The sequence below is a fragment of the Streptomyces sp. NEAU-W12 genome (assembly GCF_026242095.1).
GTDB lineage: Bacteria > Actinomycetota > Actinomycetes > Streptomycetales > Streptomycetaceae > Streptomyces.
This window is the reverse complement of sequence record NZ_JAPJDM010000011.1, coordinates 21871-32616: the sequence shown is the minus strand read 5'-3', so window position 1 is coordinate 32616 and position 10746 is coordinate 21871. Positions and strand designations below refer to the sequence as shown.

At 72.7% G+C, this 10746-nt stretch carries 10 protein-coding genes; 6 read left to right on the top strand and 4 right to left on the bottom strand.

The annotated features are described in order from the left end of the window. The first annotated feature begins 78 nt into the window (after positions 1-78). The 6 genes from ORI94_RS15510 to rfbC all read left to right on the top strand — a co-directional run bounded on the left by ORI94_RS15510 (position 79) and on the right by rfbC (position 6939). Positions 79-936, top strand: coding sequence for an AAA family ATPase (locus ORI94_RS15510; RefSeq protein ID WP_266076002.1), 858 nt, complete (start codon positions 79-81; stop codon positions 934-936). Between the two features lie 5 nt (positions 937-941). Continuing rightward, positions 942-2162 (top strand): vWA domain-containing protein, encoded by a 1221-nt coding sequence (locus tag ORI94_RS15505; protein ID WP_266075628.1) that lies wholly within the window; start codon positions 942-944, stop codon positions 2160-2162. Next, positions 2155-3264, top strand: a complete 1110-nt coding sequence (locus ORI94_RS15500) for an XdhC family protein (protein WP_266075626.1) — start codon at positions 2155-2157, stop codon at positions 3262-3264. The genes ORI94_RS15505 and ORI94_RS15500 overlap by 8 nt, the downstream gene beginning before the upstream one ends. Positions 3265-3304: 40 nt before the next feature. Continuing rightward, the gene (locus tag ORI94_RS15495; RefSeq protein ID WP_266075624.1) at positions 3305-4021 is read left to right on the top strand and encodes an SRPBCC family protein; all 717 of its coding nucleotides are present in this window, start codon (positions 3305-3307) and stop codon (positions 4019-4021) included. Positions 4022-4389: 368 nt separating this feature from the next. Then, on the top strand, positions 4390-6327 hold the full coding sequence (locus tag ORI94_RS15490; protein WP_266075622.1) for a glycosyltransferase family 2 protein: 1938 nt from the start codon (positions 4390-4392) through the stop codon (positions 6325-6327). A 3-nt stretch (positions 6328-6330) separates the two neighbouring features. After that, positions 6331-6939: a dTDP-4-dehydrorhamnose 3,5-epimerase gene (gene rfbC / locus ORI94_RS15485; RefSeq protein ID WP_266075621.1), complete on the top strand. Its 609-nt coding sequence runs from the start codon at positions 6331-6333 to the stop codon at positions 6937-6939. Here rfbC and ORI94_RS15480 read toward each other — a convergent pair. The 4 genes from ORI94_RS15480 to ORI94_RS15465 are packed head-to-tail and all read right to left on the bottom strand — an operon-like array spanning position 6929 to position 10656. After that, positions 6929-7732: a class I SAM-dependent methyltransferase gene (locus ORI94_RS15480; protein WP_266075619.1), complete on the bottom strand. Its 804-nt coding sequence runs from the start codon at positions 7730-7732 to the stop codon at positions 6929-6931. The two genes, rfbC and ORI94_RS15480, sit on opposite strands and share 11 nt — an antisense overlap. Then, on the bottom strand, positions 7719-8606 hold the full coding sequence (gene rfbD / locus ORI94_RS15475; protein WP_266075617.1) for a dTDP-4-dehydrorhamnose reductase: 888 nt from the start codon (positions 8604-8606) through the stop codon (positions 7719-7721). Before rfbD ends, ORI94_RS15480 begins: the two co-directional genes overlap by 14 nt. Next, complete coding sequence (gene rfbB / locus ORI94_RS15470) at positions 8603-9592, bottom strand: dTDP-glucose 4,6-dehydratase (RefSeq protein ID WP_266075615.1); 990 nt, start codon at positions 9590-9592, stop codon at positions 8603-8605. The genes rfbD and rfbB overlap by 4 nt, the downstream gene beginning before the upstream one ends. After that, a complete protein-coding gene (locus ORI94_RS15465) occupies positions 9589-10656 on the bottom strand; it encodes a glucose-1-phosphate thymidylyltransferase (protein WP_266075612.1) in 1068 nt (355 codons plus the stop codon). The genes rfbB and ORI94_RS15465 overlap by 4 nt, the downstream gene beginning before the upstream one ends. Between the last annotated feature and the right edge of the window lie 90 nt (positions 10657-10746).

Genomic DNA, 10746 nt, shown 5'->3' with positions numbered 1-10746 from the left:
GCCGGACCGCGTGCCGCGGCGTCCGGACCGGGCCCGGCATCGGACAGGCCGGACCAGGAGGCTTTCGGGCCGGACGAGGTGCGGGCCCGGCTGGAGGCGACGGGGTATCTCGTCGACGACGGGCTGGCCATCGCCTGCTTCCTCGCCCTGAAGCTGCACCGGCCGGTCTTCTGCGAGGGTGATCCGGGCGTCGGCAAGACCGCGCTGGCGACCGCCCTCGCCCAGGCACTGGACGCCCCGCTCATCCGGCTCCAGTGCCACGAGGGCATCGATGCCTCCCAGGCTCTCTACGACTGGGACTTCCCCCGTCAGCTGCTGCATCTGCGGGCCGCCGAGGCGGCCGGGATCACGGACGCCGACCGCCTCGAGGGCGATCTGTACGACCGCCGTTTCCTGATCACCCGGCCCCTGCTGCGGGCCCTTGAGACACAGCCGTGCGTGCTGCTCGTCGATGAGATCGACCGTGCCGACGACGAGTTCGAGGCCTTCCTGCTGGAGCTGCTGTCGGAGTTCTCGGTGACGATCCCGGAGCTGGGCACCGTACGGGCAGAGGTGCCGCCGGTGGTCGTGCTGACCTCGAACCGCACCCGGGAGGTGCACGACGCGCTCAAGCGGCGTTGCCTGTACCACTGGTTCGACCATCCGGACTTCGCCCGCGAGCTGGCCGTCGTCCGGCGCCGGCTGCCCGGGGTGTCGGCGCGGCTGGCCGAGCAGGTGACCGCACTGGTGCAGGCGCTGCGCGCGCAGGACCTGCTCAAGCCGCCGGGGGTGGCCGAGACGATCGACTGGGCGCAGGCCCTGGACGCGCTCGGGGCCGACGAGGTCGACGCGGACCTCGCCGTGGCCACGCTCGGGTCCGCCCTGAAGTACCGGGAGGACACCGAGCGGGCCCGCGGACTCGACCTGGCGGCGGTGCTCGCCGCACGAGGGAGGTGACGGACGTGACCGGCACGGCGGACGGGGCGCGCGAAGCGGTCGCCGTGCTCCTCGGGTTCGCCCGTGCCCTGCGCGCGGCGGGCGTCGACGCGAGCGCGGAGCGGGTGCACGCCTTCCTTCGCGCGGTGGACGCCCTGCGGCCCGGGGCACGGACGGACGTGTACTGGGCGGGACGGCTGACACTGTGCTCCGGCCGGGACGATCTGGAGCGCTACGACCGGGTCTTCGCCGCGTATTTCGGCACCGGAGAGCCCGGCGGACCGCCGGCACCGGCCACGCCCCGGCCGCGGCGGCGGCTCGTGGTGCGCGACGCCGCCGGCCGCCGGGCGGCCGGTACAAAGGAGGAGCATCCGGGGCCTCCCCTGGCCACCCGGGCCAGTTCCACCGAGACGCTTCGCCACCGCGATCTCGCGGGCCTGGCCGACGGCGAGCGGGAGCAGGTGCGGCGGTTGCTGGCGGCGCTGGCCCCGCGCGGCGAGGTCCGGCGCACGGCACGGCGCCGGCCTGCCCGGCGCGGGGACGTCGATCCGCACCGGACCGTGCGGGAGCTGCTGCGGCGCGGCGGCGAACCGGCCCGGCTGCTGCGCCGGGTCCGGGCCGAACGGCCGCGGCGGCTGGTGCTGCTCGTCGATGTCAGCGGGTCGATGGCACCGTACGCGGACGCGCTGCTGCGCTTCGCGCACGCCGCCGTACGCGGCCGGAGGGCGGAGGTGTTCACGATCGGCACCCGGCTGACCCGGGTGACCCGGGAGCTGTCCCGCCGGGATCCCGGTCCGGCTCTGAGCACGGCGTGGGCCGCGGTGCCCGACTGGCGCGGCGGGACCCGGCTCGGTGAGCTGCTGCGGGAGTTCCTCGACCGCTGGGGGCAGCAGGGCATGGCCCGTGGCGCCGTGGTGGTGCTGCTGTCGGACGGCTGGGAGCGCGGCGACCCCGAACTCCTCGCGGCTCAGATGCGCCGCCTGCACCGGCTGGCCCACCGGGTGATCTGGGCCAATCCACTCAAGGCGCGCCCCGGTTACGCGCCACTGGCCGCGGGGATGGCGGCGGCGCTGCCGAGCGTGGACGTGTTCGTCGAGGGCCACAGCCTGGCCGCCCTGGAGAACCTGGCGACGGTGGTGCGGGGTGCCTCGCCCCTCGATGCCGCCTCCCCCGGACGGACCGTCCCCGGCCGGGGGGCCGTACCCGGCCCGTCCGCCGCACCCCGGGAAGGAGCCCACCGTGCGTGACATCCTTCCGGCGCTCACCCGCTGGTACGCCGCAGGCCGGCCGTTCGGCCTCGCCGGCGTGGTCGGTACCAGCCGCAGCACACCGCGCGGCCCGGGGGCGGCGATGGCCGTGGGACCGGACGACGAGGTGGTGGGCAGTGTGTCCGGGGGGTGTGTCGAGGGGGCGGTGTTCGAGCTGGCGCGGGAGGTCGTCGCCGACGGCGAGGCCCGCCTGGAGACCTTCGGCTACAGCGACGACGACGCCTTCGCGGTCGGCCTGACCTGCGGCGGCGAGATCACCCTGCTCGTGCGCCCGGTGACGCCGGAGCGGGATCCGGCGTTCGGCGCCGTCGCGGAGTCGGTCGCCGCGGGCGAACCGGTGACCGTGGCGACGGTGACCGACGGTCCCGCGCCGCGCGGGGCCACGCTCGCCGTGTGGCCCGGCCGGCTCGCGGGCTCCCTGGGGACGACCGGCCTGGACGCGGCGGTCGCCGCCGACGCACGCGGTGGACTCGCCCTCGGTGCCACGGGGCTGCGTCACTACGGGCCCCGGGGGCAGCGCCGGGAGGACGCGGTGGAGGTGTTCCTTCAGTCCTTCGCGCCGCCACCGCGCATGCTGGTCTTCGGCGCGATCGACTACGCGGCGGCCGTGGCACGGATCGGCGGCTTCCTCGGCTACCGCGTCACCGTCTGCGACGCCCGACCGGTGTTCACCACGCCCCGTCGTTTCCCTGAGGGCGTCGAGGTGGTCGTGGACTGGCCGCACCGTTATCTGCAGGGCACGGAGACCGACGAGCGCACGGTGATCTGTGTCCTCACCCACGATCCGAAGTTCGATGTGCCGCTGCTCCAGGAGGCGCTGCGCCGGCCGGCCGCCTACATCGGCGCGATGGGCAGCCGCCGCACCCACGCGGAGCGGCGGGACCGGCTGGTGGAGAGAGGGCTCACCGGGGCCGAGATGTCCCGGCTGCGCTCACCGGTCGGGCTCGACCTCGGGGCCCGTACCCCCGAGGAGGTGGCGGTGTCGGTGGCCGCCGAGATCGTCGCACTGCGCTGGGGCGGCACGGGCGCACCGCTGTCCGCGACCGAGGGCGCGGTCCATCCGCCCGTACCCGCGCCCTGAACGCCCCCTGCCCCGAGAACCGAGCCGCGAGGTGGAAGCCATGGAGCTGCATCACGAGTTCACCGTTCCCGTCCCGGTCGACGACGCCTGGCCGGCGCTCCTCGACATCGAACGGGTCGCGCCGTGTCTGCCGGGGGCGACCGTCGAGGAGTACGACGGCGAGGCGGTGACCGGCTCGGTGAAGGTCAAGGTGGGCCCGGTCACCGTGACCTACCGGGGCACGGCCGTCTTCGAGGAGCGGGACGGAACGGCACACCGGATGGTGCTGGTGGCCAGTGGCCGGGAGACCCGGGGCCAGGGCACCGCGCGGGCGACCGTCACGGCGACGCTCGGTGCGCGGGACGGCGGCACGGCGGTGTCCGTGCGTACCGATCTCACCGTGACCGGGCGGCCGGCCCAGTTCGGCCGCGGGGTGCTGGCGGACGTCGGCGAGCAGATCATCGGCCGGTTCGCCGCCTGCCTGTCCGAACAGCTGACGCAGCCGGCCGGCGCGGCCGAAGAGGCGGCCGCGGCCGATACGGCCGGTGTCTCGGGGACGGCCGGTACCTCGGGGACGGCTGGTGCCTCGGGTGCCGCCGAGGCTGTCACGACCGGTGCGGCGCAGTCCCTCCGGCGCACCGGGGCCCCGCCGGACGAGCCCCTCGACCTGCTGCGCACCGCCGGTCTGCCGGTCGCCGAGCGGGCCGTCGCGGTGCTCGCGGGCGCGGCGGTGGTGGTCCTGCTGGTGGCGCGAGTGTGCAGGCGGCGGCGGACCTGACACCGGGGCCGACAAATGGGCGGAAAAGGCGCGTGTGAACCGTGCCGGTTCGGGTAGTGGGCCTCATGACACCTCCGATCGCGGAAGGAGGTCCGTGAAGATCGAATCTGTTCGCAGCGTCCGGACCGCTTCCACCGACACGAAGCGGTCCGGACCTCCGCGTGCCGGCGCACCGGCCCTTCCCGTACCTGACCCCCCATCAAGCGCCCCTCGCAGCAAGCGGATCACTCCTACGTGTGAGGGTTGATCACGGCACGGTCTCGGCGGCGTTCGGAAGACGGGACCCAGGTGGCCACGGGGTTACGATCGGGCAACGCGCACCAAGCCGCCCGTTCGACGGCAAGCGACCCGAAGGGCCACAAATCCAGATGCCGGTCAAGGTCAGCGTCATCGTCCCCGTGTACAACCCGGGGGCCTACATCGAGGACTGCATCTCCTCGCTGCGACGGCAGTCCCTGCCTCCCGAGGAGTACGAGGCGGTCTTCGTCGACGACGGTTCCACCGACGGTACTCCCGCACGGCTCGACCGGCTGGCCGCCGAGGACCCGCGGATGCGGGTGATCCACCAGGAGAACTCCGGCTGGTCCGGCACACCGCGCAACGTCGGGATCGCCGCCGCCCGCGGCGAGTTCGTGATGTTCGTCGACAACGACGACTACCTGGGCGACGAGGCCCTGGAGCGGATGTACACGTACGGCGTGGCCAACGGCGCGGATGTCGTCGTCGGCAAGATGGCCGGCAGGAACCGCGGTGTGCCGGTGGAGTTGTTCCGCCGCAACCACCCGCGGGCCACGGTGGAGAACGCGCCGCTGATCGACAGCCTCACCCCGCACAAGATGTTCCGCCGGGCGTTCCTCGACGAGATCGGGCTGCGTTTCCCGGAGGGGCGGCGTCGGCTGGAGGACCACGTCTTCGTCACCGAGGCATATCTGCGGGCGGCCAACGTCTCCGTGCTCAGCGACTACGTCTGCTACTACCACATCCGGCGTGACGACGCCTCCAATGCCGGTTTCCAGCGCTTCGATCCGGTGGGTTACTTCACCAACCTCCGCGAGGCGCTCGACGTGGTCGAGCGGTACACCGGACCCGGCCCGGTGCGTGACCGGCTGTTCCGCCGGTGGCTGCGGGTGGAGATGGTGGAACGGCTGCGTGCCCGGCGGCTGCTGGGGCTGCCGGACGACTACCGCCGGGAGCTGTTCGGCGAGATCCACAAGGTGGTCGTCGAACGGTTCGGACCTGCTGTCGCGGCCGGGCTGCAGCCGACGCAGCAGGTCGTCGCCTCGCTGACGGCGGCGGACCGGTACGACGACGTGGTGGCCTTCGCCGAGTGGGAGGCCGGCGTCGCGGCGACGGCGTCGCCGACCGGCGTGGAGTGGGAGGGCGGTTCGCTGCGTCTCGGTTTCACCGCCGAATACGCCTCCGCGGGCGCGCCGATGACGTTCCCCGCCGACGCCGTCCGCGCTCCGCTGGCCGATACGCCGAAGAGCGTGGAGGAGGCGGTGGCGTGGGTCGGCGCCCAGACCGCGGCCCGCTTCACCGAGGCGACCGCCGATCTGCTGCTGCGTGAACGCTCCAGCTCCGCCCAGTACTTCCAGCCCGTGGAGTTGGTCCGGGAGAAGGTACCGGTGGACGGCGGGGAGCGGGTGCGGCTGGTGCTGCGGGCGACGGCCTCGGTCGACCCCGGCGTGCTGCCGGGTGACGGGGCCTGGGACGCCGTCGTACGGGTCAGGCTCGGCGGCTGGACCAAGGAGTGCCGTCTCGGTCCGGCCCCTCGTGCCACCCGGCCGGAACCGTACGCGGGCGTCGTCGCCGGCCGGGCGGTCCTGCCGTACTGGACGGAGCCGCACGGCAATCTCTCCCTGGATGTCGCGGTGAAGGGCAGGCGGCTCGGCCTCGGCCAGGTGCGGCGGCCGGATGTCACGGTCTCCGGCGCGCGGCTGCGCGCCAGGATCCCGCTGCACGCGGCGGACGGCACGCCGGTGCGGCTCCGGTTCTCCTCCGCGGGCCGGACCCTGTACGCGCCGGGCTCGCTCACCGCCGAGCCGCAGCGGCCGGGGTCGCGGCTGGAGGCGACGCTGCCCTCGGGACTCCCCCGCGGTGTCTGGCGGGTGGCGCTCGACCTGGACCGGGAGGCCACCGAACCGCGTTTCTCCGGGCTGCCGTTCGCGGTCCGTGTCGGCCGGGGCGGAGTGCTGGTGGTGCAGGTTCCGCGCCCCCGTACCGGACGGAAACTGCTGCGCAGGGCGCGGCGGGTGCTCGGTGCCGCCCGTGCGAGGGTGGCGCCGCTGGTCAAGGGGAGGCGGTGACCGGTGCGCGCACTGGATCTGGAGGGCGCCTGGGTACTGGAGCCCAAGGTGTTCCCGGACGACCGGGGCAGTTTCCACGAGTGGTTCCGCGGTGAGGAGTTCCGTGGGGCCACGGGCTACGACCTGTCGATCGCGCAGGCCAACTGCTCGGTGTCGCGCCGTGGGGTGCTGCGCGGGGTGCACTTCGCGGACGTGCCGCCCGGCCAGGCCAAGTATGTGACCTGTGTGCGCGGCGCGGTGCTCGACGTGGTGGTGGACCTGCGGCTGGGGTCACCGGCGTACGGGAGCTGGGAGGCCGTCCGGCTGGACGACGACAGCCGGCACGCGGTGTTCCTCGCCGAAGGGCTGGGGCACGCCTTCATGGCGCTCACCGACGACGCGACGGTGGTGTACCTGTGCTCGACGGGTTACGCGCCGGGCCGCGAGCACGGGGTGCACCCGCTCGACCCGGCCCTGGGCATCGAGTGGCCGCAGGGCGTCGACCCGGTGCTGTCGCCGAAGGACGAGCAGGCGCCGACGCTGGCCGAGGCGGAGCGCCTCGGCCTGCTGCCGTCGTACGAGGCCTGCCGCGCACGCTCGAAGGAGCTCCGCGGCAGGGGGCTCAGCGGCTGACGCCGACCTGGTCGAGCGCGCGGCGCAAGGGCTCCCAGCCCAGGCGCCGCGGCAGGCCGCGGTTGCGGGCCTGGGTGAGCGGGCGCCAGAAGCCGGCCTCGATCAGTGCCTCGGGCGGCACCGCGCCGGCCCGCTCCAGGATCGTCTCGGGCACCTTCTGCGGGTCGGGCACCTTGTACTCGGCCATGATCTCGTCGTACTTGTCGTGCAGCACGGTGTTGTCCGGGTCGGCGCCGAAGATCACGAGCTGGCCGGTGGGCTGGGTGTCGACGAGAATCGTCACCAGGTCGGGGCGGTGGCGCGCCAGCACCTCGGTGATCTTGTAGACGTCGCCGGTCCAGGCCGTGGTGTGGCGGTCCCGGGCCGCCTCGTCGACGTTGCGCGGCAGCATGTCGTCGAGGACGATCACGCTGGACCAGTCGGAGTGCTTCTCGACGTTCATGAGGTCGCGCAGGGCGTACTCGAACAGGTGCATGCCGTCGATGAAGGACAGGTCGAGTGTGGTGCGCCGCCAGTGCCCGACGGGGCTGCGGCCCCGGCGGAGGTTGCGCAGCGGGTGCCGGCCGCCCTTGAGGTGGGCCAGCGGGTTGTCACGGGCGAAGAAGTCGTCGCTGGTGGCCTTGACCAGGTGGACGTCGCACTTCAGTTCCGAGACGACCTTGAAGGCGGGGTCGACCGCGATGCTGGGGACGCGTGACAGGCGCAGGCTGCGGCCGTCGTTGACGCCGATCTCCAGGTAGTTGCGGTTGGCGCTGGCCTTGTGCAGTGCGCGCAGGAACTCATGGCGTTTCACGAAGGGGACTCTCCTTACGGATCCGGGGCAGTGCTTCGTGCAGGGCGACGCGCCAGTCACGCGGTGCCGGCAGGCCGATGTCCTGCCAGCGGTCGTGCGCGAGGACGCTGTACGCGGGGCGCGGTGCGGGCCGGGGGAAGGCCGCCGAGGTGGTGGGCCGTACCCGGTCGGGGTCGGCCCCGACCAGCTGGAACACCTCCCGGGCCAGGCCGTACCAGGTGGCCTCGCCGGAGTTGGTGGCGTGCAGGACGCCGTGCACGTCGTCGCCGAGGCGGGGGCCGAGGTCGGCCATGCGTGCGGCGACGTCCGCGCTCCAGGTGGGCTGCCCGCGCTGGTCGTCGACGACGTCGACGGTGGGGCGGCGGGCCTCGAGACCGATCATCGTCCGCACGAAGCTGGCGCCGTGGACCCCGTAGAGCCAAGCGGTGCGCACGACGGCGCTCGCGCCGGGCAGCTCCTCCAGCACGGCCCGTTCTCCGGCCAGCTTGGAGCGGCCGTAGGCGGTGCGCGGGGCGGTCGGGTGGTCCTCGGGGTAGGGGGTGGTGCGGGCCTCGCCGGGGAAGACGTAGTCGGTGGAGACGTGGATCAGCCGGACGCCGTGCACCGCGCAGGCGCGGGCGAGCAGGCGGGGCCCGTCGCCGTTGACCCGGGTGGCTTGTTCCTCGTCGGTCTCGGCGTCGTCGACGGCGGTGTACGCGGCGCAGTTGACCACGATGCCGGGACGGTGCTCGGACAGGACGTGCTCGATCGCCTCGGCCCGGGTGATGTCGAGGGCGGCCCGGTCGAGGCCGGTCACCTGTTCACCGCGCCGGGCCAGTTCGTCGACGGTGTCCCGGCCGAGCATCCCGCCCGCGCCGGTGACCAGCCATTTCATGGATTTCCCCCGGTGACGCGCTGCTTGAGCGGCTCCCACCAGGCGCGGTGGTCCCGGTACCACGCGACGGTCTCGGCGAGGCCGGCGGTGAAGTCGTGGCGGGGGCGGTAGCCGAGTTCGTCGCGGGCCTTGGTCCAGTCGACGGAGTAGCGCAGGTCGTGGCCCTTGCGGTCCTCGACGTGCTCGACCCGGTCCCAGCCGGCGCCGCAGGCTTCGAGGAGGAGGCCGGTGAGGTCCTTGTTGGTGAGTTCGGTGCCGCCGCCGATGTTGTAGACCTCGCCGGCCCGGCCCCTGGTCCGCACGAGGTCGATGCCCGCGCAGTGGTCGTCGACGTAGAGCCAGTCACGGACGTTGAGGCCGTCGCCGTAGAGCGGGACCCTCGCGCCGTCGAGGAGGTTGGTGACGAAGAGCGGAATGACCTTCTCGGGGAACTGGTGCGGGCCGTAGTTGTTGGAGCAGCGGGTGACGCGGACGTCCAGGCCGTGGGTGCGGTGGCAGGCGAGGGCGAGCAGGTCGGAGGAGGCCTTGGAGGCGGAGTACGGGGAGCTGGGTTCGAGCGGGTACGCCTCGGTCGCCGAGCCCGACGCGATCGACCCGTACACCTCGTCGGTGGAGACGTGCACGAAGGTGTTCACGTCGTGGCGCAGGGCGGCGTCGAGGAGGATCTGGGTGCCGAGCACATTGGTGAGGACGAAGTCGGAGGCGGTGAGGAGGGAGCGGTCGACGTGCGACTCGGCGGCGAAGTGGACCACCTGGTCCGCCTCGGCGGTGAGTTTGCCGACGAGGTCGGCGTCGCGGATGTCTCCGTGGACGAACTCGAGTCGGGGGTGCTCGAGCGGGAGGTTGTCGAGGGTGCCGGCGTAGGTGAGCGCGTCCAGCACGGTGATCCTCGGCGCATCGGCGGCGTCGGGCGCGTCGGCGGCGAGCAGCCTGCGGACGTAACGGGAGCCGATGAAGCCGGCGGCTCCGGTGACGAGAAGGTTCATGAGTGGATCTGCACCTTGCTGTGGTCTCCGAGGACGAATCGGTGGGCGCTGGGAACGCTGGGGGCCGGGGTCACCTCGACATGGCGGCCGATCAGTGAGGACTCGATGCGGCGGACGCCGTCGATCGAGGAGTCCCGCAGCACGATGGAGAATTCGAGTTCGCTGTCGGTGATCCGGCAGTTCTCCGCGACGGAGGTGAAGGGTCCGACATAGGAGTCGCTGACGACCGTGCCGGAGGCGATGACGGCGGGGCCGACGACACGCGAGTTGGTGATCCGGGCCCCTTCCTCCACGACCACCCGGCCGATGGTCTCGGAGGCGTCGTCCACTTCGCCGTCGATCCGGCGCTCGACGCCTTCGAGGACGGACCGGTTGACCTCCAGCATGTCGACGACGTTTCCCGTGTCCTTCCAGTAGCCGTGGATGACCGTGCAGCGCACGTCGGCGTGGGAGTCGATCAGGCGCTGGATGGCGTGGGTGATCTCGAGTTCGCCGCGCCAGGAGGGCTTGACCGCGCGCACCGCGTCGTGGATGGCGGGGGTGAAGAGGTAGACGCCGACGAGGGCGAGGTCGCTCTTGGGACGCTCGGGTTTCTCCTCGAGGCCGATCACCTGTCCGTCCGCGTCGAGTTCGGCGACGCCGAAGGAGCGGGGGTCGGCGACCTGGGTGAGCAGGATCTGGGCGTCGGGCCGGTGCCGGCGGAACTCGTCGACGAGTCCGCTGATGCCGCCGACGATGAAGTTGTCGCCGAGGTACATCACGAAGTCGTCGTCGCCGAGCCAGTCGCGGGCGATCAGCACCGCGTGGGCCAGCCCCAGAGGATGTTCCTGGGGGATGTAGGTGATGCGCAGGCCGAACTTCGATCCGTCGCCCACCGCGTCCTCGATCTCCTCGGCCGTGTCGCCGACGATCATTCCGACGTCGGTGATGCCGGCGTCCGCGATCGATTCCAGCCCGTAGAAGAGCACGGGCTTGTTGGCCACGGGGACCAACTGCTTCGCCGAGGTGTGGGTGATCGGCCTCAGCCGGGTGCCGGCGCCGCCGGACAGCACGAGAGCCTTCATCTGCCTCACCATAGTGGTGCACGGCGCACGGAACATCACTTGTTTTAACGCTTCATGACGAAATCCCGGACAGGACCCGTCCAGTCGCCG

Excerpts from the sequence above, each read along its gene's own strand:
- ORI94_RS15495 (WP_266075624.1), top strand. The coding sequence starts at position 3,305 with ATGGAGCTGCATCACGAGTTCACCGTTCCCGTCCCGGTCGACGACGCC.
- ORI94_RS15490 (WP_266075622.1), top strand. The coding sequence starts at position 4,390 with ATGCCGGTCAAGGTCAGCGTCATCGTCCCCGTGTACAACCCGGGGGCC.
- rfbD (WP_266075617.1), bottom strand. The coding sequence starts at position 8,606 with ATGAAATGGCTGGTCACCGGCGCGGGCGGGATGCTCGGCCGGGACACC.
- rfbB (WP_266075615.1), bottom strand. The coding sequence starts at position 9,592 with ATGAACCTTCTCGTCACCGGAGCCGCCGGCTTCATCGGCTCCCGTTAC.
- ORI94_RS15465 (WP_266075612.1), bottom strand. The coding sequence starts at position 10,656 with ATGAAGGCTCTCGTGCTGTCCGGCGGCGCCGGCACCCGGCTGAGGCCG.